The following is a 20,503-nucleotide window of genomic DNA, read 5'->3' as shown; positions in this document are numbered from 1 at the left end:
GCGGCGGGCCCCCGAGCCCGCACCCCGCCGTCCGACCACCCGCCCCCGTCACTCCCCGGCGCCCCCGCGCGCCACTGATCCGAGGTGTCCCATGAGCAGTGGCTCCGCAGCCGCTCCTGCCACGCCGGACAAGCCCGTCGTCGTCCTGACGAAGCGCACCGTCTGGCTGATCTTCGGCGCCCTGATGGCGTCGATGTTCCTGTCCTCCCTCGACCAGACGATCGTCGGCACCGCGATGCCCACGATCGTCGGCGAGCTCAACGGCGTCGAGCACCAGGGCTGGGTCATCACGGCCTACATCCTGGCCGTCGCCATCGGCATGCCGCTGTACGGCAAGTTCGGCGACCTCATGGGCCGCCGCTGGCCGTTCCTGGTCGCGATCGGGCTGTTCACGCTCGCGTCCGTCGGCGCGGCGCTGTCCCAGAACATGATCGAGCTCGTCCTGTGGCGTGCCGTCCAGGGGCTCGGCGGCGGCGGGCTGATGATCCTGTCGCAGTCGATCATCGCCGACATCGTGCCCGCCTCCGAGCGAGGCAAGTACATGGGCCCGCTCGGCGCCCTGTTCGGCATCTCCGCCGTGCTCGGCCCGCTCATGGGCGGCTGGCTCACCGAGGGGCCCGGCTGGCGCTGGACCTTCTGGATCAACCTGCCCGTCGGCGTCGCCGCCTTCGTCATCGCCTGGTTCGCGCTCAAGCTCCCCTCGCACCGCTCGTCCCGCCCGATCGACTGGGGCGGCATCGTCACGATGGCGGTGGCCACCACCGGCATCGTGCTCGTCACCAGCTGGGAGTCACTGTCGTCGGCCGGTTACGACTGGACCGACTGGCGCCTGTCCGGCCTCGTCGTGCTGACGCTCGCCGCCGTGGCCGCGTTCATCCTCGTCGAGACGCGCGTCGCCGAGCCGCTGATCCCGCTGCGCCTGTTCAAGAACCGCACCTTCACCATCACCACCCTCATCGGGCTCGTGCTGGGCATGGGCATGTTCTCCGCGATGGCCATGATCCCGACGTTCCTGCAGATGTCCACGGGCGCGGGCGTCACCGAGTCGGGCTGGCTGATGCTCCCGATGATGGCCGGCATGATGCTCACGTCGATCGTCTCGGGTTTCGCGATCTCCAAGACGGGGAAGTACAAGGCCTACCCGGTGGCCGGCCTGATCGTGGTCGCGCTGGCGATGGTCTGGCTGACCGGCCTCACCGGCGACATGTCGATGTGGACCTTCGGCGCGATGATCTTCACGCTCGGCGCCGGCATGGGCCTGGTGATGCAGACCATCGTCCTGGCGGTGCAGAACGCCGTCGACCCGCACGAGCTGGGCACCGCTACGAGCGCCAACAACTTCTTCCGGGAGATCGGCGCGGCCGTGGGCTCCGCCCTGTTCACGACGATCTTCACCACGCGCCTCACGGACAACCTCACCGACGTCTTCGCGGGCGCCCCCGAGGCCGCCGGCGGCGCGGGGGAGTCGAGCCTGACGCCGGGCGTCGTGCAGTCGCTGCCCGAGCCGCTCAAGTCGGGGATCATCGACGCCTACGCGGACGCCCTCGCGCCCTCGTTCTGGTACCTCGTGCCCCTCGTCCTCGTCGGGCTCGTCCTGGCCTTCTTCCTCCCGGTGATCAAGCTCTCCGACGTCGCCGGCATGGTGGCGCGCGGCGAGGCGGTCGGCGACCCGGCCACGTCGGCGGCCGCCGACGAGGCGGCCGTCGCCGAGGGCGCGTCCGACGCGCCGGTGGCGGTCGCGTCGCGCGGGACGGACGGAGCGGACGACGACGGCGGTCCCGGGAGCCGCGAGCGCGCGGATATCGTGGGGTCGTGAGCAAGAAGGACGACCGTCCCCGCCCGGGGGACCGCATCAAGCCCCGCAAGCCCGCCAAGGTGCAGTTCACGTCGATGATGCTGCAGCTGGAGGCGTTCGTGGTGCTGTTCGCCGGCGTCGCCCTGTACGGGCTGCGGAACTCCGGCTACGAGCGCGGGCCGCTGGTGATCGAGTCGCCGCTCGCCCTGTGGCTCGTGATCGGCGTGCTGTTCGTGGTGCTGCTGGTGATGTCCCGCATGGTCGGGACTCCGATGGGGTACTACGCCGGGACGGTCGTGCAGGTGCCCGTCCTCGCGATGGGCCTGCTGCTGCCGATGATGTTCGTCGTCGGCGTCGTGTTCGTCGCGATGTGGGTCGTCTCCCTGCGGCTGGGTGGTCGCATCGACCGCGAGCGTGCGGAGTACGACGCCCAGCACCCGGAGACGGCGCCGAACCTCTGACTCGTCAGCCCCCTTCGAGCACGGGATCCGTATCGCCAAACCGGTGTTGAGCGATACGGATCCCGTGCTCGAAGGGGGCTTTCGTGACCTGCGGGAGCTGTTGGCCGGGCGTCCAGCCGAGACGTCGCAGCCGCGCTGCGACCTCCCGCCCCAGGGTGCCCGGGACTCGCAGGTCGCGGCCCGTGACCCGTTGCATCACGACGCTGCCGTCGGCCACGAGGGCGTTCTGCCGCCGCCGGTCGTCGTACAGGGCCGCAGGTGCGGCGTGCACGTCGGAGCCGTCCGCCTCGAGCCAGAACCATCGGCCGTCGGGCAACCGCCACACCATGTCGCCGCGCCCGAGGAAGATGCCGCGGCGGTCGACCAGCACGCGCTGGAGGTCGTCCGGCGGGACATCGGCGTCGACGCACTCGAGGCGGACCGCCGTCTCGAGCGGCGACTCGGCGCGCCCGTCGACCAGGCGCCACCAGTCGTGCGTCCGCTCGACGCCGCGGCGTCCGCGGGCGAGGTCGTGGGCCCGCTCCACCTCAGCCCGCGTGATGAGACCCTGGTGCACGGCGTTGTCCAGCACCGCGACCGCGTGCCGCCGGTCGAGCGTCGGCACGGCCTGTGCCAGGGCGTGGAGCACGGTGGGCACCTTCCGCCCGGCGATCAACACCGTCGGCGTCGTGGGGTCGTACTGGCGCACGATCGCGACGTCGCGCGGCAGGCGCGCCGAACCCGGGACGCTCGCCTCGGGCGCGATCCGGGTCGGCAGGCCTCGGACGTCGTGGAAGACGAGCGCGCACTGGCCGACGGGCATCGCGTTCGGCCCGAGGGCGAGGACGGCCCGCCACGCCGCCCGGCGTCGTCGATGGTCGAAGAAGTCTGGACGTTCGCGGTGGTCGACCGGTACCGGGTCCGTGTCATAGACGCCTGGCGCCACCCGCACCCATCTGCCCTGTCCCGCCATCCGTGCGAGGCGTGTCCGGGTCATCCCGGCCGCCTCGCACTGGGCGGTCGTGATCAGCCCGTCCTGGGAGCGCGCGAGGTCGAGGGCCCGGGTCGGCGGAGGGGAGAGCGGTCGCATGGCCGCACTCGACCACTGCGTGGCGGCGCCCCCGTGCGGACGGCGCCGTCCTGTGGACGGGCGACGGCTGGGGGCAGCCTCGACCCCTTCGAGCACGGGATCTGTGTCGTCATTCACGTGATGGCGAAACGGATCCCGTGGTCGAAGGGGTCGTTGGCGCCGATAGGCTCTCCGCCATGACCGACGTCGCAGACACGACCCTGCCCGCCGAGCCCGCCGTCGAGCGCACCCTCGTGCTCGTCAAGCCCGACGGCGTGCGCCGCGGCCTGTCCGGCGAGGTGCTCCGGCGCATCGAGGCGAAGGGCTACACGCTCGCCGCCGTCGAGCTCAAGCAGGCCACCCCGGAGCTGCTCGCCGCGCACTACGCCGAGCACGAGGGCAAGCCGTTCTACCAGCCGCTCGTCGACTTCATGCTCTCGGGCCCGACGCTCGCCGTCGTCGCCGAAGGGCAGGGCGTCATCCCGGGCTTCCGCTCGCTCGCCGGCGCGACCAACCCGACGGAGGCCGCCCCCGGCACCATCCGCGGCGACCTGGGGCGTGACTGGGGCCTCAAGGTGCAGCAGAACCTGGTCCACGGCTCCGACTCGCCCGAGTCCGCCGCGCGCGAGATCGGGCTCTGGTTCCCGCACCTCTGAGCCGACGCACCACCCCGTCCGACGCATCGAGCGTGCTGACGTGATCCTCGGGCGACACCGCTGAGGAGCGCGGCAGCACGCTCGACCCGTCCCGACGGGCCGGGGTGCGTGCGGGACCGGCGGAGTTCCGCGGATCCGCGCCGTCCGGCGGTTAGGCTCGCCGGGTGCACCTCAAGACGCTCACGCTCCGAGGCTTCAAGTCGTTCGCCTCGGCGACGACGCTGAGCCTCGAGCCGGGCATCACGTGCGTCGTCGGGCCCAACGGCTCGGGCAAGTCGAACGTGGTCGACGCCCTGTCCTGGGTCATGGGGGAGCAGGGCGCCAAGTCGCTGCGCGGCGGCAAGATGGAGGACGTCATCTTCGCCGGGACGGCCGGCCGCCCGCCGCTCGGCCGGGCCGAGGTGTCCCTCACGATCGACAACACCGACGGCGCCCTGCCGATCGACTACACCGAGGTGACGATCTCCCGCACGCTCTTCCGCAGCGGCGGGTCGGAGTACGCGATCAACGGCAGCTCGTGCCGCCTGCTGGACATCCAGGAGCTGCTGAGCGACTCCGGCATCGGCCGGGAGATGCACGTCGTGGTGGGCCAGGGGCAGCTCGACGCCGTCCTGCGCGCCACGCCCGACGACCGCCGCGGCTTCGTCGAGGAGGCGGCGGGCGTCCTCAAGCACCGCAAGCGCAAGGAGAAGGCGCTGCGCAAGCTCGAGGCGATGCAGGGCAACCTCGCCCGCCTCACCGACCTCACCGCCGAGCTGCGCCGCCAGCTCGGCCCGCTCGGGCGGCAGGCCGAGGCTGCCCGCAAGGCCCGCACCGTCCAGGCGGACCTGCGCGACGCGAAGGCGCGCCTGCTCGCCGACGACCTGGCCCAGCTCACCGCGCAGATGGCGCAGGAGCGGGCCGACGAGGCGGCGCTGCGCGAGCGGCAGCGGGAGACGGAGCAGGGGCTGGAGCGGGCGCGCGAGCACCTGGCGCGGCTCGAGGTGGCGGCGTCCGCCGCCGTCGCCGACGCCGGTCGCGCGGCCGACGCCTTCCACGCCCTCGGCGCCCTGCGCGAACGCCTGCGCGGCCTCGCGACCCTGGCGGACGAGCGGGTGCGGCTGCTCGGCTCGGCCGAGCCCGAGCACCGCGGTCAGGATCCTGCCGACCTCGAGGCGCAGGCGGAGCGCGCCCGGGCCACGGAGGCGGAGCTCGCGCGGGAGGTGGAGCTCGCGCGCGCCGCGCTCGAGTCCGCCGTCGCCGCCCGCACCGACGCCGAGAAGGCCGCTGACGCCGCGGAGCGCGAGCTCGCGACGCTGCACCGGGGCGCCGCCGACCGGCGGGAGGGCCTCGCCCGGCTCTCCGGGCAGGTGGCGGCACGCCGCAGCCGCGTCGAGGCCGGGGACGCCGAGCTCGAGCGCGTGCGCGAGGTCGTCGCCGAGGCGGAGCGCAGGGCGGCCGAGGCGGCGCGCGAGTTCGGCGCGCTCGAGGTGCAGGTCGTGGGTGCCGAGGAGGGCGAGGAGGACCTCGACGCCCGCCACGAGGAGGCGACGGCGGCGCTCGCCGACGCGCAGGAGGCGGTGCAGGACCTCGAGACCCGCGCGGCCGAGGCGGAGCGCGACCGGGCCACCTGGAGCGCGCGCGTCGAGGCGCTCGAGCTCAGCCTGGACCGCAAGGACGGCGCGGGAGCGCTGCTCGCGGACGCCGCCCCCGGGGTGCTCGGCTCGGTCGCCGCGCTGCTCGGCGTCGAGCCCGGGTACGAGGACGCGGTGACGGCCGCGCTCGGACCCGTCGCCGACGCCGTCGCCGTGCGCGACCTCGACGCGGCGGTCGACGCCCTGCGGCGCCTGCGCGACGACGACGCCGGCCGGGCCGGGCTGGTGGTGGGGGCCGACGAGCACGACCCGGGGGTGTCCCCGGTGCCGGCCGACCTGCCCGACGGTGCCCGCCGCGCGGCCGACGTCGTCACCGTGGCGGGGCCCGCGGCGACGCCGCTGCGCGCGCTGCTGCGCGACGTCGTGGTGGTGGAGGACCTGGCCCAGGCGCGGGCCCTCGTGCAGGCGACGCCGGCCGTCGTCGCCGTGACGCGCGCGGGCGACCTGCTGGGCGCGGCGCGGGCCTGGGGCGGCTCCGCGGCCGCGCCGAGCGTGCTGCACCTGACCTCCGCCCTCGACGAGGCCAAGGAGGGGCTCGACGACGCGGCGGCCCGGGGCGAGCGCTGCCGGTTCGAGCTGGTCGGGGCGCGGGAGCGGCTCGACGCCGCGCGGTCCGCCCACGACGACACGCTCGCGCGGCTGCACGAGTCGGACGCTGCGCTCGCCGCCGTCGCGGAACAGCTCGGCACCCTGGGCGCGGCGCACCGTTCCGCGCTCGCGGAGGCGGAGCGGCACCGCACGACGCTGGCTCAGGCGACCGAGCGGCGGGAGGCCGACGCCGTGGAGCTCGCGGAGCTGACCCGGCGCCTCGAGGTCGCGGAGGCCGAGCCCGCCCAGTCCCAGGAGCAGGTGGCCGAGGCGCAGGCCGCGCGCGAGGCGGCCCAGGAGGCGGCGACCGCGGCGCGGGCCGCGGAGACCGAGGCCCGCCTGGAGCTGCGCACGAGCGAGGAACGCGCCCGCGCCGTCGCCGGCCGGGCGCAGGGTCTCGCCCGGGCCGCCGCCCAGGAGCGCGCCGCCCGCGAGAAGGCGGAGCGCCGGGCCGTGCAGCGCGCGGCCGAGGCGCGCACGGCCGCCGCCGTCCGCGACGACGCGGGCACGGCCCTCGCCGTGCTGGCCCGCTCGATCGAGCGGGCGCAGGCCGAGCGCGCCGCCGCCGACGAGGAGCGCGGCGCGCGGCAGCAGGAGCTCGAGGCGGTCCGCACCGACGCGGACCGGCTCGCGGGCGAGCTGCGCGACCTCACCGACGTCGCGCACCGCGACGAGGTGGCCCGCGCGCAGCAGGTCGCGCGGCTGGAGCAGCTGCAGGCGCGGGCGGTCGACGAGCTGGGCAGCGACCCCGAGGTCCTGGTCGAGGAGTTCGGGCCGCACCGCGAGGTTCCCGTGGCCCGCCCCGCCGACGCCGCCGAGGACGACCCGGACCCGCAGCCCGTGCCCTACGTGCGGGCGGAGCAGGAGAAGCGGCTCGCGACGGCCGAGCGGGCGCTCGCCCGCATCGGCGCGGTCAACCCGCTGGCCCTGGAGGAGTTCGCGGCACTGGAGGAGCGGCACCAGTTCCTCACGGAACAGCTCGCCGACCTCAAGAAGTCGCGCCAGGACCTGCTGCACATCGTCGAGGAGATCGACGAGCGGGTGCAGCAGGTCTTCGCCGAGGCGTTCCGCGACACCGCGGAGCAGTTCGAGCGGGTCTTCGGCCGGCTCTTCCCGGGCGGCGAGGGGCGCCTGGTGCTCACGGAACCGGGGGATCTCCTCACCACGGGCATCGAGGTCGAGGCCCGCCCCGCGGGCAAGAAGGTCAAGCGGCTGTCGCTGCTGTCGGGCGGGGAGCGGTCGCTCACGGCGGTCGCGTTCCTCGTGTCGATCTTCAAGGCGCGGCCGAGCCCGTTCTACGTGATGGACGAGGTCGAGGCGGCTCTCGACGACGTCAACCTGGGCCGCCTGCTGGAGATCTTCCGCGAGCTGCAGGAGGACTCCCAGCTCATCGTCATCACCCACCAGAAGCGCACGATGGAGGTCGCGGACGCGCTGTACGGCGTGACGATGCGCGGCGACGGTGTGACGACCGTCATCTCCCAGCGGATGCGCGAGACCGTCGATGCGCGGGGAGAATAACGCCATGCTCACGTTCGTCCTCTGGGTCCTCGGGTCCCTCGTTCTCGCCGCGGTGGTGTTCCTCGTGGCCAACGTCATGGAGCGTCGTGAGGGTCAGGACGACGAGGCCCCCGGTCTCGGTCGTTTCCTCCGCGACTTCCGGTCCGGGCTGCGGCGCAGGCGCGTCGCGCCCCCCGCCCCGGTCGAGACCGGGATGGACGAGTTCTTCGCCGCGACGATCGAGGACGCCCCGGGCTACGTCGACCCGGAGGAGCTCACCGACGCCCTGCACCGGGCCCGCCTGCAGGCGCGCAGCTCGTGGCACGTGGGCACGGTCCGCAAGCCGGAGTGACGACCCGTCCGCGCGCCTGGCGGTGAGCCCCGCCGGGCGGCGCGCTCGTGCGCTTCTGGGAGACTGTGCGCGTGACTGATCTGCTCTGGCTCTGGATCCTTCTTGGCGTCGTCGTGGTCGGCGGCGGCGCCGCCCTGCTCGTCCCGCGGTCGCACCGTCGGCCCCCCGAGGTCGAGGCGCACGACGAGAGCACGACGATCGCTCCCGCCCCCGCAGAGCCCTCCGCCGGGCCCGCCCCCGGGGCGCCGCCCGCCGCGGAGCCCGGGGTGGCGGCACCGGAGGCGCCCGCGCTCGAGACGCCGGAGCCCGTGGCCGGCCGCCTGGTCCGCCTGCGCGACCGGCTCGCCCGCTCCGGGTCTCCGCTCGGGGCGCGCCTGCTGAGCGTCCTGTCGCGCGACCACCTCACCGAGGACGACTGGGACGAGCTCGAGGAGACGCTGCTGCTCGCCGACATCGGCGCCGGCCCGGCCGAGGAGCTGCTCGACGCCCTGCGCACCCGCGTGCGCGTGCTCGGCGTGCGCGACCCGAAATCCGTGCGGGACCTGCTGCGTGAGGAGCTGCTCAAGGTCGTCGACCCGTCGCTGGACCGGGCGCTCGCCACGACCGGCCCGGTCGGCGACGACGGCACGCGGCTCCCCGCCGTCGTCCTGGTCGTGGGGGTCAACGGCACGGGCAAGACGACGACGGTCGGCAAGCTGGCCCGCGTGCTGGTCGCGGAGGACCGGTCCGTGGTGCTCGGCGCGGCGGACACCTTCCGCGCCGCCGCGGCCGACCAGCTGCAGACCTGGGGCGCGCGCGTGGGCGTGGAGACGGTCCGCTCCGACCGCGACGGCGCCGACCCGGCCGCCGTGGCGTTCGACGCCGTGCGGCGGGGCAGGACGGACGGCACGGACGTCGTCCTCGTCGACACCGCCGGCCGCCTGCAGAACAAGGCGGGGCTCATGGACGAGCTCGGCAAGATCACCCGCGTCATCACCCGCGAGGCCCCGCTGTCCGAGGTGCTCCTCGTGCTCGACGCGACGACCGGGCAGAACGGGCTCAACCAGGCGCGCGTCTTCGGCGAGGTCGCGGGCGTCACCGGGATCGTGCTCACCAAGCTGGACGGCACCGCCCGGGGCGGCATCGTGGTCGCCGTGCAGCGCGAGCTCGGCGTGCCGGTGAAGCTCGTCGGGCTGGGCGAGGGGCCGGACGACCTGGCGCCGTTCGACCCTGAGCAGTTCGTGGACGGCCTCCTGGGCTGAGCGTCGCGGCACCTCGCGACACCGGGCGGCAGGGCCCCGTCACGCAAAGTTCACGCGTGACGGGGCCTTGTCACACCCACGAAACACCAGAACACCCCAGGCGAAACGCCGCCCGACCACGGTAGTGCCCGACCCGGCCGCCCGGCTGGTGAGGGAGGAACAACTCATGGAGCTGGACACCGGAGCAACCGCGTGGATGCTGATGTCGGCATCTCTCGTGCTCCTGATGACCCCTGGACTCGCGCTCTTCTACGGCGGGATGGTGCGCGGCAAGTCCGTGCTGAACATGATGATGATGTCGTTCGGCGCGATCGCCGTCATCGGCGTCGTCTACGTGCTGTGGGGCTGGTCGATGTCCTACGGCGCTGACATCGGCGGCATCGTCGGCAACCCGTTCGACCAGTTCGGGCTGTCGGGCGCGATCTACGACGCCGCCGGTGAGTTCGTGATCGACGACTTCGGCGTCCCCGGCATCGTGGGCGTGGGCTTCCAGGCCACGTTCGCCATCATCACCGTCGCCCTGATCTCCGGCGCGATCGCCGACCGTGCCAAGTTCGGCACCTGGATGGTCTTCGTGGCCGTGTGGGTGACCCTCTGCTACTTCCCGATGGCGCACATGGTCTGGGGCGGCGGTCTGCTGTCCGGTGACGGCCCCTTCGCGTCCATCGCGACGCCGATCGACTTCGCCGGCGGCACCGTGGTGCACATCAACGCCGGTGTGGCCGCGCTGGTCCTCGCCCTCGTGGTGGGCAAGCGCAAGGGCTTCGGGTCCGAGCCGATGCGCCCCCACAACCTGCCCCTGGTGATGCTGGGCGCGGCGCTCCTGTGGTTCGGCTGGTTCGGCTTCAACGGCGGCTCGGCGTTCACGGCCGACGGCTTCGCCGGTCTCGCCTGGGTCAACACGACGGTGGCCACCTCGGCCGCGGTGCTCGGCTGGCTCGTGGTGGAGAAGCTCCGCGACGGCTCGGCGACGTCGCTCGGCGCCGCCTCCGGCGTCGTGGCGGGCCTCGTCGCGATCACCCCGGCCGCCGGGTCGGTCAGCCCCGTGGGCTCGATCGCGGTCGGCGCGATCGCCGGCGTGCTCTCCGCCTTCGCGGTGGGACTGAAGTACAAGCTGGGCTACGACGACTCGCTCGACGTCGTGGGCGTGCACCTCGTGTCCGGCCTGTGGGGCACGGTCTCGATCGGCTTCCTCGCCACCGAGACGGGCCTGTTCTACGGCGGCGGCCTCAACCAGCTCGCGGTCCAGGCGATCATCGCCGTCGTCGCGATCGTGTTCTCCGGCATCATCACCTACCTCATCGCGATCGCCCTCAAGGCGACCATGGGCTGGCGGGTCTCCGAGGAGGCCGAGGTCGGCGGCATCGACCTCGCGGTGCACAGCGAGTCCGCGTACGAGACCGTCCCGCAGGGTTCCGCCAGCGGCCAGATCAAGAGGGAGATCCGCGCATGAAGCTCGTCACCGGGGTCGTCCAGCCCCACCGCCTGGACGACGTGAAGTCCGCCCTCGAGGCCGCCGGCATCCGCGGGATGACGGTCAGCGAGGCCAGCGGCTACGGCCGCCAGAAGGGCCACACCGAGGTCTACCGCGGCGCCGAGTACACGGTCGACCTGGTGCCCAAGGTCCGCGTGGAGGTCCTCGTCGCGGACGAGGACGCGCCCACCGTCGTGGACGTCGTCGTCAAGGCCGCCCAGACGGGGCGGATCGGGGACGGCAAGGTCTGGACCACCACGCTCGACGACGTGGTGCGCGTCCGCACCGGCGAGCACGGCGACGCGGCGCTCTAGGAGGCCCTGACCGTGCTCCCGGACGACCAGCCGGGCGCGAGCGAGCCCTGCACCCCCGACGCCGGGGTGCAGGGCTCGCGCGTCGTCACCGGCCCCACCGGCGCGTCAGGCACCCCCGACGCGCCGGCCGCCACCGGCGTCGTCGGCGCCCTGCGCGCCGACCTGCTCGCGGCCGCCGACGGGCTCACCGGCCCCGGCAGATCAGGGGTGGCCCGCCGCACGACCCTGCAGCAGCTCGTCACCGACCGCCTCACCCCGCTGTTCGCGGCCGCCACGGCGGACGTCGACCCCACGGGCCTCGCGCTGGCCGCCGTCGGCAGCCTGGGACGGGGCGAGCTGGGCCCGCTGTCCGACCTCGACCTCGTCCTCGTGCACGACGGCCGCACGCACAAGCCCGACGAGCTCGCCCGCGTCGCCGACGCCCTCTGGTACCCGCTGTGGGACTCCGGCGTCGACGTCGACCACGCGGTGCGGTCGCTGAGCCAGACGCGCCGCCTCGCCTCCACGGACCTGCCGGCCGCCGTCGGGTGGCTGGACGTGCGGCCCGTGGCCGGGGACGCCGTCGTCGTGCACCGCGCAGCGTCCGCGATCCTCACCGACTGGCGCTCGGCGTCCCGCCGCCGGCTGCCCGAGCTGCTGCACAGCGCCCGCGAGCGGGCCGAGCGTGCGGGGGAGCTGGCCTACCTCATCGAGCCGGACCTCAAGGAGTCGCGCGGCGGCATCCGCGACGCCGTCCTGCTCTCGGCGCTCGCGGCCACGTGGCTCACCGACCGCCCGCACGGGCGGGTGGACCGCGCCTACGCCCACCTGCTGGACGTGCGGGACGCGGTGCACGTCGTGACGCGGCGCAGGTCCACGAAGCTGCTCCTCGCGGACCTGGACGAGGTGGCCGCCCGGTGCGGCCACGACGACCCCGACGAGCTGCTGGCCAGCCTCGCGGAGGCGGGCCGCGAGATCTCCTACGCCCTGGACTCCACGGTGCGCCGCGCCCGGCAGGCGCTGCAGCGCCCGGCGGCCCGCCGGCCGGTCATGGTCCGGGGGCGCCGCTCTGCGCCGCGGCTGCGGTCGGTCGGCGACGGCCTGGTGGAGCACGACGGCGAGCTGGTGCTGGCGGTGGGGGCGCAGCCCGCCGAGGACCCCCTGCTCCCGCTGCGTGCGGCGGCCACCGCGGCGCGCACCGGCCTGGTGCTCTCGCCCGTGACGGTCCAGTCCCTCGCGGAGTCGCCGCCGCCGCCCGCGCCGTGGCCGTCGGCGGCGCGCACGGCGCTGCTCACCCTGCTGGGGGCGGGGCCCGCGCAGGTGCCCGTGTGGGAGGCGCTCGACCTGGCGGGCGTCGTGACGACGTGGATCCCCGAGTGGTCGGCCGTGCGCAACCGCCCCCAGCGGGCCGCGGTGCACCGGCACACGGTGGACCGGCACCTGGTCGAGACGGCGGCACGCGCCGCGCGGGTGCGCCGTCAGGTCGCCGCCGACGCCGGGGTCGCGCCCGCGCCGACGGAGACGCTGCTGCTCGGCGCCCTGCTGCACGACATCGGCAAGAGGCGCGGTGCCCTCGACGACGACCACTCCGTGGAGGGCGCGCGGGTCGCCCCGGACATCGTGCGCCGGACGGGCTTCGGCGACGACGTGGCGCGCGACGTCGGCATCGTGGTGCGCCATCACCTCACCCTCGCGCGGCTGGCGACGACCGCCGACCTCGAGGACCCGGCCACCGTGGCGGAGCTCCTCGACGCCCTCGAGCATCGCGCGGACCTGCTCGAGATCGTGCGGGTGGTGACGGAGGCGGACGCGTCGTCGCTGGGGCCGGCGGGCTGGACGGCGTGGCGCGCGAGCCTCGTCGACGACCTCACCGGGCGGGCCCGTCGGGCGCTCGCCGTCGGACGGTAGGCTAGGTGGCCGCACCCCACGACGACCTCTCCTAAGGACCTGCCTGGTGTTCAACTCCCTGTCGGACCGGCTCACCGCGACGTTCAAGAACCTGCGCGGGCGGGGCCGGCTCTCCGAGGCGGACATCGACGCGACCGTGCGCGAGATCCGCCGGGCGCTGCTCGACGCCGACGTCGCGGTGCCCGTCGTGCGCGAGTTCACGGCGGCGGTGCGCGAGCGCGCGCTGTCGTCCGAGGTGTCGGGCGCGCTGAACCCGGCGCAGCAGATCGTGAAGATCGTCAACGACGAGCTCGTGGCGATCCTCGGCGGCCAGACCCGGCCGCTGCAGCTCGCCAAGACGCCGCCCACGGTCATCATGCTCGCGGGTCTCCAGGGCGCCGGTAAGACCACCCTCGCCGGCAAGCTGGCGCTGGCGCTCAAGGAGCAGGGGCACACGCCGCTGCTGATCGCCGCCGACCTGCAGCGCCCCAACGCCGTCACCCAGCTGTCCGTCGTCGCCGAGCGGGCCGGGGTGCCGGTCTACGCGCCGCACCCGGGCAACCAGGGCGCCGAGACGGACGTCGTCATCGGGGACCCCGTGGGCGTGGCCCGCGACGGCGTCGCCGAGGCGAGGACCAAGCAGCACGACGTCGTCATCGTCGACACCGCGGGCCGCCTGGGCGTCGACCAGGTGCTCATGCAGCAGGCCTCCGACATCCGCGACGCCGTCCAGCCGGACGAGGTCCTGTTCGTCATCGACGCGATGATCGGCCAGGACGCCGTCGCCACGGCGAAGGCCTTCGAGGAGGGCGTCGACTTCACCGGCGTCGTGCTGTCCAAGCTCGACGGCGACGCCCGCGGTGGCGCCGCGCTCTCGGTGGCCACGGTCACGGGCCGCCCCATCATGTTCGCCTCGACCGGTGAGAAGCTCACCGACTTCGAGGTCTTCCACCCCGACCGCATGGCGTCGCGCATCCTCGACATGGGTGACGTGCTCACCCTCATCGAGCAGGCGGAGAAGGCCTTCGACGCCGAGGAGGCCGCCAAGATGGCGGCCAAGGTGGAGAAGGGCGAGGACTTCACGCTGTCCGACTTCCTGGTGCAGATGCAGCAGATGAAGAAGCTCGGGTCCATGAAGAAGATGCTCGGCATGATGCCGGGCATGGGGCAGATGCGCGAGCAGCTCGAGAACTTCGACGAGCGCGAGGTCGACCGCGTGCAGGCCCTCATCCAGTCGATGACGCCCGCCGAGCGCGACAACCCCAAGATCATCAACGGCTCGCGCCGCGCCCGCATCGCCCGCGGCTCCGGGCAGACGACGACGGCCGTCAACCAGCTGCTCGAGCGGTTCACCCAGGCGCAGAAGATGATGCGCCAGATGAGCAAGGGCGGCGGGATGCCGGGTATGCCGGGCGGCGTCCCCGGGATGCCGGGCATGCCCGGCGGCGGCAAGAAGTCGCGCGGCAAGCAGGCGCCGTCGAAGAAGGTCAAGGGCAAGTCGGGCAACCCGGCGAAGCGGGCCCAGCAGGAGCGCGAGGCGATGCAGCGTGCGCTCGGCGGCCCCGCCGCGAAGCCGTCGGCGCCCGGGTCCGCGTTCGGCGTGGGCGGCGGGGAGCCGGCCGAGCAGGACCTCTCGAAGCTCCAGCTGCCGGACGGCCTCGACAAGCTGCTCGGCGGCCGCTGAGGCACGCACGGTCCGGCGCCCGGGTCCCGGTCTCCCGACTCGGTAACCTTCGACCATGTCTGCCCCGCACGTCCCGCTCCACGTCACCGGTCACGTCCTGCTGGGCCACGACCGCGACGTCGGCGAGATGTGGGTGCGCGACGGGCGGGTGAGCCTCACCCGGCCGTCGCCGCAGGGCAGCGCCACCCGCGAGCTCGAGGGCTGGGTGCTGCCCGGGCTGGTCGACGTGCACTGCCACGTGGGTCTCGGGCCCGACGGCGCGGTCGACCAGCAGACCGCCGAGTCGCAGGCGATCACCGACCGCGACTCCGGCGTCCTGCTCGTGCGCGACGCGGGCTCGCCGGTCGACACCTCCTGGGTGCAGGAGCGCCCGGACCTGCCGCGCCTCGTGCGAGCCGGCAGGCACCTGGCCCGACCCCGGCGGTACCTGCGGAACTTCGGTCTCGAGCTCGACGACGTCGCGGCGCTCCCCGACGCCGTGCGCGCGCAGGCCCGCGGCGCCGACGGCTGGGTCAAGCTGGTCGGGGACTGGATCGACCGCGAGACGGGGGACCTCGGCCCGCTGTGGCCGCGCGACGTGCTCACCGAGGCAGTCGCCGCCGCCCACGCCGAGGCGGCGCGCGTCACGGTGCACGCGTTCTCCGAGGAGGTCGTGCCCGACCTGCTCGCCGCCGGGGTGGACGGCATCGAGCACGGGACGGGCATCGTGGGCCCGCTGGTGGACGAGGTCGCGGCGCGCCGCATCCCGGTGACCCCCACGCTGCTCCAGGTGGCCCGCTTCGAGGAGATCGCCCGGCAGGCGGAGGAGAAGTACCCCGTGTACGCGGCGCGGATGCGCCGCATGCACGCGCGCCGCTACGAGCACGTGCGGACGCTGCACGAGGCCGGCGTCCCCCTGCTGGTCGGCACGGACGCCGGCGGCAGCCTCGGGCACGGGCTCGTCGTGGACGAGTGCGCCGAGCTGGTCGCGGCCGGCATCCCCACCGCGGACGTCGTCGCGATGGCGACCTGGCGGGCACGCGAGCTGCTGGGGTACGGCTCGCTCGTCGAGGGGTCCAGCGCGGACCTGGTGGTGTACCCGGCCGACCCGCGCGAGGACGTCGAGGTGCTGCGCCACCCGACCGCCGTCGTGCTGCGCGGGCAGGTCGTGCGCGGCTGACCCGGCCCACCCGGGCGGGTATCCCGGCCCGTGGTCGCTGCTAGACGTCCGCCGGATCCGGACGGCTCTTCACGTACCGCACAGATTCGGGAAGGCGGCGGACCCACTCGGCGAGTGGGCGTGTCAATCCTCGGAAGAGACTCGGGGCGACGAGGTGAGCACACCCGGACGCACTGACGAGTTCAAGATCCCCGTCGCCGTCCGTCCCCGCGAGGACGACGTCATGAGCGCGTACGACCTGGTCCGGGCCGTCGCCGCGCAGCACGATCGCATCCTTGTAGACCACCACCGACATACCCCGAGCCGGTCCGAAGAGGCGCCCGCGGAAGACCCTGCCGGTGCCGGTCGGGGTCTCAGAACCGTGCTGCCGCTCGGGCCGGATCCCTGCGTCCGCCAGCGCTCGCTCCGTCCGCGCGCCGACCGACACGCTGCCCGGGACCGAGACCAGGAGAGACGCGGCGACCTCCGCGAGCACGTCGCGCACCTGGTCGGCCGTGACCGCCCCGAGCGACGCGCTCAGCTCTGCGGCGTCGAGCAGGCGGATCCCGCGGAGCTCGTACGCGGCCACGGTGTCGAGCAGGCTCGCCTGCACGGCACCGAGCGAGAGCTCGCTGGCGAGGGTCTCGCGGGCGTCGTCGAGGAGGCCCGCCGTCGGGCCCGCGTCGGCCAGGCGGTCCAGGGTGGCTACCGCGGTCGTGGCCACGGTGCCCGTGCGGTCCGGCTGCGGGTCGAGGTCCACCAGGACGAGCGTGCCCGAGGCGAGGGCGACGGCGCCGACCTCGACGGCGTACACGTCGCCGGTGGCCGTGCGTGTCGACTCGGTGAGCGCGTCGGACAGCACACTGCGAGCGAGCTCGACGGCGGCGCGGCCGTGGTGACTCCCCACCACGCCGCTGAGGTTGAGCTCCGCGGGGTGGAACGTCCATGCCCGCCCCGAGAGCACCGGGTCGGGATCCGCTTGTCGCTCCACCGGTCGTGCCGCGGGGAGGTCGAGCCGCAGGTCCGCCGGCACCGGCCGGGTACTCGTGAGCACGGCGTTCCCGGCGTGGAACCAGCGCCGCACGACGTCGAGCACCTCGCCCTCCCGCCAGTCGAGCAGCCGCGCGTGCGAGGCGACCGCCGTCCCGGGGCCTCGCGGCCCGTACCGGTGGGAGAGCGGGTCGGGGGCGCCGTACAGCCCGTCCTGCCCGATCTCGGCGAGCACGGTGCGGCGCTCCGCCTCCAGGTCGGCGTCGCCGAGCCCGCTCGTCGCCAGGTCGCGCACCGCGTCGCAGACGCGCCCGAGGAACTCCGTGGTCTGCGCGGGCGTCCCCGTGACGTAGAACGAGGTCGACCCGAGCGACGACTCGGCGTTCACCGAGTACCGAACGCGACCTACCCTGCGCATCACGAGGTGCTCCACGAGGTGGGTGATCCCTGCCGTGCCCGGTCTCAGGTCGCGGAGGCCGACGCCGAAGGTGAGCGTCGTGGTCGGGTCGGTCATGAGGTCGGCCCAGAGCACGGGCACGCCGTCCACGGCGGTGCGGTGCGTGCTCGTCGTCTCGGCGCGTGCGTCCGGGTCCATCGGTCGGTCGCCCTTCTGTGCTGGACGGCCGGGCGCAGGCGGTGCCATCGGTCGCGTCCCCGGGAGGGTAGAGGAGCGGGCCGAAGCCGACCAAGTGGTGACCGGGTGAAGCGCGTGAGCCCCGCCACCTGCGGCGGCTTTGGACCGCGCGAGGCCATCTGGCAGAATGGCCTCGTACTCGGCGTGCCCAGGCCCCTCTCTCCTGCGCAGGTCGCGTTCCTGACCTCCGGACACCGCCAGGACCCCACCCGGCGGCGCGCGAGGTCGCCCCACCAGAACCAGGAGACACCACCACAGTGGCCGTCAAGATTCGTCTGAAGCGCCTCGGCAAGATCCGGGCCCCGTACTACCGCGTCGTCGTGGCCGACTCGCGCTCCAAGCGCGACGGGCGCGTCATCGAGGAGATCGGGAAGTACCACCCGACCGAGGAGCCGTCGTTCATCGAGATCAAGTCCGAGCGGGCGCAGTACTGGCTCGGCGTCGGCGCGCAGCCGACCGAGCAGGTCGCCGCGCTGCTCAAGATCACCGGTGACTGGCAGAAGTTCAAGGGTCTTCCGGGCGCCGAGGGCACCCTCAAGACCAAGACCGTGAAGGCCGACAGCGCCGCCGCGGTCGAGGCTGTCGCCGCCGAGGCCGAGAAGGCCAAGGCGAAGGCCGCCGAGAAGAAGGCCGAGGAGCCGGCGGCCGAGGCCGCCGAGGCTGAGGCCGAGGCCTGATGCTCGCCGAGGCCCTCGAGCACCTGGTGCGCGGCATCGTGGACAACCCGGACGACGTCCGGGTGGCCGCGCGGACGCAGCGCCGGGGCGACCTGCTCGAGGTGCGGGTGCACCCCGACGACCTCGGCCGCGTGATCGGTCGGGGCGGACGGACGGCGAAGGCGCTGCGCACGGTGGTCGGCGCGCTCGCGACGGACGGCCCCGTGCGGGTCGACGTCGTGGACGTCGACCGCCGCTGACGCGCGCCGCACCCGCTGCCGCAGCTCTGACGAGGCCCGGTCCCACACCGTGGGGCCGGGCCTCGTCGTCTGCGGCGGTGCATGCTGGGACGGGCGGGCGCCCGTCCCGGGCCTGAGGACCGGGCCTGAGGGCCGGTCCATGAGACAGGTCCATGAGACAGGTCCACGAGACAGGTCCACTGAGACAGCCCACGAGACAGTTCGAGACAGGAGTGGTCATGCAGCTGGTGGTGGCGCGCGTCGGGCGGGCGCACGGGCTCAAGGGCGAGGTCGGCCTCGACCTGCGCACCGACACCCCCGAGGAGCGGCTCGCGGTGGGGACCACCCTCACGACCGAGCCGGTCGAGGCCGGGCCGCTGACGGTCACGGCCGCGCGGGTGCACCAGGGCCGCTGGCTCGTGTCCTTCGCAGAGGTGGCCGACCGCACGGCGGCCGAGGCGCTGCGTGGCGTCGAGCTGGTCGTCGAGGCCGACGGCTCCGACGAGGAGGACGCCTGGTACCCCCACGAGCTCCAGGGCCTGCGCGCCGAGCTCGAGGACGGCACCGTGGTCGGCGAGGTGACCGGCCTCGAGCACCTGCCGGCCCACGACGCCCTCGTGGTGCGGGAGACCGGCGGCGAGCGCACGCTCGTGCCGTTCGTGCGTGCGATCGTGCCGGTGGTCGACGTCGCCGGAGGGCGCGTCGTGCTGACGCCGCCGGGCGGTCTGCTCGCCCGGGACGCCGAGGCCGTCGTCGTCGACCGTGCGGACGACGCACAGGGCGAGGGCTGACGTGCGGGTCGACGTCGTCTCCATCTTCCCCGACTACCTCGCCGCGCTGGACCTGTCGCTGGTGGGCAAGGCCCGGCGCGCGGGCCTGCTGGACCTGCGGGTGCACGACCTGCGGGACTGGACCACCGACCGGCACCGCACCGTCGACGACACCCCGTTCGGCGGGGGAGCGGGCATGGTCATGCGGCCGGACGTGTGGGGCCGCGCGCTCGACGACGTCCTGCCGGCGGGCGGCGGCGGCCACCTGGTCGTGCCGACGCCGTCGGGCGACGTGTTCACGCAGCGGCACGCGGAGGCGCTGGCGGCCGAGGAGCACGTCGTGATCGCGTGCGGGCGGTACGAGGGCATCGACGCCCGCGTCGCCGAGCGCACCCGCGCCGCCGGGCACCGCGTCAGCGAGCTGTCCATCGGGGACTACGTCCTCAACGGCGGGGAGGTGGCCGCGCTCGTGATGATCGAGGCGTTCGGGCGCCTGCTGCCCGGCGTCGTGGGCAACCCGCACTCGCTCGTCGAGGAGTCGCACGGCGCGGCGGGCCTGCTGGAGTACCCGGTCTACACCAAGCCCCCGCAGTGGGAGGAGCTCGAGGTCCCCGAGGTGCTCCTGTCCGGGCACCACGCGCGGATCGAGCGCTGGCGGCGCGACCGCGCCCTGGAGCGCACGGCCGCCCGGCGCCCCGACATGGTGGCCGCGCTCGACCCGGCGGAACTCGACAAGGCGGACCTGGCCCTCCTCGCCGGCCTCGGCTGGGAGGTGCGCGACGGGCGGCTCCGCCCCGGGGCCGATCCCGGGCCGGGAGCCGTGCCGGAGGGTATGCCGGGACGTATGGCAGAATAGGGCGCTGGTGTGTTCGCCGACCCGGCCTCTGCCACAGGGGAGGTCACGGCGGCTGCTGGTCAGCCGGCCCGGTCGAGGAGCCGACGCACCACCGTTACGTCAGACATCGCGCGCCTGCGGGCGCGCCAGGATCTTGCACCTGACCTGTGGCAGGGCGGGGAGACAACCATGCACACGCTCGACTCCGTCGACGCAGCCTCGCTGCGCTCCGACGTCCCGGACTTCCGCGCCGGCGACACCGTCAAGGTCAACGTCAAGGTCGTCGAGGGCAACCGCTCGCGCGTCCAGGCGTTCCAGGGCATCGTCATCGCGCGCCAGGGCGGCGGCGTCCGCGAGACGTTCACCGTCCGCAAGATCAGCTTCGGCGTCGGCGTGGAGCGCACGTTCCCCCTGCACGCCCCGACCATCGACTCGATCGAGGTCGTCTCCCGCGGCGTCGTCCGCCGGGCGAAGCTGTACTACCTGCGCAACCTGCGCGGCAAGAAGGCGAAGATCCGCGAGAAGCGCGAGACCGCGCCCGCGAAGTGACGTTCCTCGTCACGGCGCGCTGAGGCGCGCCGCACCGCGCGAACGGGCGGCCCCGCCACACGGTGGGGCCGCCCGTTTC

18 protein-coding genes are annotated in these 20,503 nt (G+C 74.2%); 16 read left to right on the top strand and 2 right to left on the bottom strand.

Annotated elements, in window-relative coordinates:
• The first annotated feature begins 91 nt into the window (after positions 1 to 91).
• Together ACH436_RS16115 and ACH436_RS16110 are read left to right on the top strand one after the other, a co-directional pair.
• Positions 92 to 1,816 carry an MDR family MFS transporter gene (locus tag ACH436_RS16115; protein WP_430561208.1) on the top strand — a complete coding sequence of 575 codons (1,725 nt, stop codon included), beginning with the start codon at positions 92 to 94 and terminating at the stop codon, positions 1,814 to 1,816.
• Positions 1,813 to 2,256, top strand: a complete 444-nt coding sequence (locus ACH436_RS16110; RefSeq protein ID WP_430561207.1) for a DUF4233 domain-containing protein — start codon at positions 1,813 to 1,815, stop codon at positions 2,254 to 2,256. The genes ACH436_RS16115 and ACH436_RS16110 overlap by 4 nt, the downstream gene beginning before the upstream one ends.
• Positions 2,257 to 2,260: 4 nt before the next feature.
• On the opposite strand, the gene ACH436_RS16105 is transcribed toward ACH436_RS16110, so the two are convergent.
• Positions 2,261 to 3,325 carry a type IV toxin-antitoxin system AbiEi family antitoxin domain-containing protein gene (locus ACH436_RS16105; protein WP_430561206.1) on the bottom strand — a complete coding sequence of 355 codons (1,065 nt, stop codon included), beginning with the start codon at positions 3,323 to 3,325 and terminating at the stop codon, positions 2,261 to 2,263.
• 176 nt (positions 3,326 to 3,501) lie between these two features.
• Between ACH436_RS16105 and ndk the strand changes: the two genes are divergently transcribed.
• The 9 genes from ndk (at position 3,502) to ACH436_RS16060 (ending at position 15,772) form a co-directional block, all read left to right on the top strand.
• Entirely contained in the window at positions 3,502 to 3,960 is a 459-nt protein-coding gene (gene ndk / locus ACH436_RS16100; protein WP_430561205.1) for a nucleoside-diphosphate kinase, read from the top strand.
• A gap of 164 nt (positions 3,961 to 4,124) precedes the next feature.
• A complete protein-coding gene (gene smc / locus ACH436_RS16095; protein ID WP_430561204.1) occupies positions 4,125 to 7,703 on the top strand; it encodes a chromosome segregation protein SMC in 3,579 nt (1,192 codons plus the stop codon).
• Between the two features lie 4 nt (positions 7,704 to 7,707).
• Entirely contained in the window at positions 7,708 to 8,034 is a 327-nt protein-coding gene (locus tag ACH436_RS16090) for a hypothetical protein (RefSeq protein WP_430561203.1), read from the top strand.
• Between the two features lie 71 nt (positions 8,035 to 8,105).
• Positions 8,106 to 9,275: a signal recognition particle-docking protein FtsY gene (ftsY, locus tag ACH436_RS16085; protein WP_430561202.1), complete on the top strand. Its 1,170-nt coding sequence runs from the start codon at positions 8,106 to 8,108 to the stop codon at positions 9,273 to 9,275.
• Between the two features lie 166 nt (positions 9,276 to 9,441).
• Positions 9,442 to 10,728 carry an ammonium transporter gene (locus ACH436_RS16080; RefSeq protein ID WP_430561201.1) on the top strand — a complete coding sequence of 429 codons (1,287 nt, stop codon included), beginning with the start codon at positions 9,442 to 9,444 and terminating at the stop codon, positions 10,726 to 10,728.
• Positions 10,725 to 11,063, top strand: a complete 339-nt coding sequence (locus ACH436_RS16075; protein WP_430549879.1) for a P-II family nitrogen regulator — start codon at positions 10,725 to 10,727, stop codon at positions 11,061 to 11,063. Before ACH436_RS16080 ends, ACH436_RS16075 begins: the two co-directional genes overlap by 4 nt.
• Before the next feature lie 66 nt (positions 11,064 to 11,129).
• Positions 11,130 to 12,950, top strand: a complete 1,821-nt coding sequence (locus ACH436_RS16070) for an HD domain-containing protein (protein WP_430561342.1) — start codon at positions 11,130 to 11,132, stop codon at positions 12,948 to 12,950.
• A 46-nt stretch (positions 12,951 to 12,996) separates the two neighbouring features.
• On the top strand, positions 12,997 to 14,613 hold the full coding sequence (gene ffh / locus ACH436_RS16065) for a signal recognition particle protein (RefSeq protein WP_430561200.1): 1,617 nt from the start codon (positions 12,997 to 12,999) through the stop codon (positions 14,611 to 14,613).
• A 55-nt stretch (positions 14,614 to 14,668) separates the two neighbouring features.
• A complete protein-coding gene (locus ACH436_RS16060) occupies positions 14,669 to 15,772 on the top strand; it encodes an amidohydrolase family protein (protein ID WP_430561199.1) in 1,104 nt (367 codons plus the stop codon).
• A 40-nt stretch (positions 15,773 to 15,812) separates the two neighbouring features.
• Here ACH436_RS16060 and ACH436_RS16055 read toward each other — a convergent pair whose 3' ends face one another.
• A complete protein-coding gene (locus ACH436_RS16055) occupies positions 15,813 to 17,336 on the bottom strand; it encodes a M16 family metallopeptidase (RefSeq protein ID WP_430561198.1) in 1,524 nt (507 codons plus the stop codon).
• A gap of 296 nt (positions 17,337 to 17,632) precedes the next feature.
• On the opposite strand from ACH436_RS16055, the gene rpsP reads away from it, so the two are divergent.
• The 5 genes from rpsP (at position 17,633) to rplS (ending at position 20,424) form a co-directional block, all read left to right on the top strand.
• A complete protein-coding gene (gene rpsP / locus ACH436_RS16050) occupies positions 17,633 to 18,052 on the top strand; it encodes a 30S ribosomal protein S16 (protein WP_430561197.1) in 420 nt (139 codons plus the stop codon).
• The gene (locus ACH436_RS16045) at positions 18,052 to 18,291 is read left to right on the top strand and encodes an RNA-binding protein (RefSeq protein ID WP_380245361.1); all 240 of its coding nucleotides are present in this window, start codon (positions 18,052 to 18,054) and stop codon (positions 18,289 to 18,291) included. The genes rpsP and ACH436_RS16045 overlap by 1 nt, the downstream gene beginning before the upstream one ends.
• Positions 18,292 to 18,509: 218 nt before the next feature.
• Positions 18,510 to 19,061, top strand: coding sequence for a ribosome maturation factor RimM (gene rimM / locus ACH436_RS16040; RefSeq protein ID WP_430561196.1), 552 nt, complete (start codon positions 18,510 to 18,512; stop codon positions 19,059 to 19,061).
• A gap of 1 nt (position 19,062) precedes the next feature.
• The gene (gene trmD / locus ACH436_RS16035; protein WP_430561195.1) at positions 19,063 to 19,896 is read left to right on the top strand and encodes a tRNA (guanosine(37)-N1)-methyltransferase TrmD; all 834 of its coding nucleotides are present in this window, start codon (positions 19,063 to 19,065) and stop codon (positions 19,894 to 19,896) included.
• 168 nt (positions 19,897 to 20,064) lie between these two features.
• Positions 20,065 to 20,424, top strand: a complete 360-nt coding sequence (rplS, locus tag ACH436_RS16030) for a 50S ribosomal protein L19 (RefSeq protein WP_430561194.1) — start codon at positions 20,065 to 20,067, stop codon at positions 20,422 to 20,424.
• Positions 20,425 to 20,503 lie beyond the last annotated feature (79 nt).

It is taken from the genome of Isoptericola sp. NPDC019693 (genome assembly GCF_044389085.1).
GTDB lineage: Bacteria > Actinomycetota > Actinomycetes > Actinomycetales > Cellulomonadaceae > Isoptericola.
This window is presented reverse-complemented; position numbering and strand designations above follow the sequence as displayed.

Excerpts from the sequence above, each read along its gene's own strand:
- ACH436_RS16115 (WP_430561208.1), top strand. The coding sequence starts at position 92 with ATGAGCAGTGGCTCCGCAGCCGCTCCTGCCACGCCGGACAAGCCCGTC.
- ACH436_RS16105 (WP_430561206.1), bottom strand. The coding sequence starts at position 3,325 with ATGCGACCGCTCTCCCCTCCGCCGACCCGGGCCCTCGACCTCGCGCGC.
- ndk (WP_430561205.1), top strand. The coding sequence starts at position 3,502 with ATGACCGACGTCGCAGACACGACCCTGCCCGCCGAGCCCGCCGTCGAG.
- ACH436_RS16090 (WP_430561203.1), top strand. The coding sequence starts at position 7,708 with ATGCTCACGTTCGTCCTCTGGGTCCTCGGGTCCCTCGTTCTCGCCGCG.
- ACH436_RS16080 (WP_430561201.1), top strand. The coding sequence starts at position 9,442 with ATGGAGCTGGACACCGGAGCAACCGCGTGGATGCTGATGTCGGCATCT.
- ACH436_RS16075 (WP_430549879.1), top strand. The coding sequence starts at position 10,725 with ATGAAGCTCGTCACCGGGGTCGTCCAGCCCCACCGCCTGGACGACGTG.
- ACH436_RS16060 (WP_430561199.1), top strand. The coding sequence starts at position 14,669 with ATGTCTGCCCCGCACGTCCCGCTCCACGTCACCGGTCACGTCCTGCTG.
- ACH436_RS16055 (WP_430561198.1), bottom strand. The coding sequence starts at position 17,336 with ATGGACCCGGACGCACGCGCCGAGACGACGAGCACGCACCGCACCGCC.
- ACH436_RS16045 (WP_380245361.1), top strand. The coding sequence starts at position 18,052 with ATGCTCGCCGAGGCCCTCGAGCACCTGGTGCGCGGCATCGTGGACAAC.
- rimM (WP_430561196.1), top strand. The coding sequence starts at position 18,510 with ATGCAGCTGGTGGTGGCGCGCGTCGGGCGGGCGCACGGGCTCAAGGGC.
- rplS (WP_430561194.1), top strand. The coding sequence starts at position 20,065 with ATGCACACGCTCGACTCCGTCGACGCAGCCTCGCTGCGCTCCGACGTC.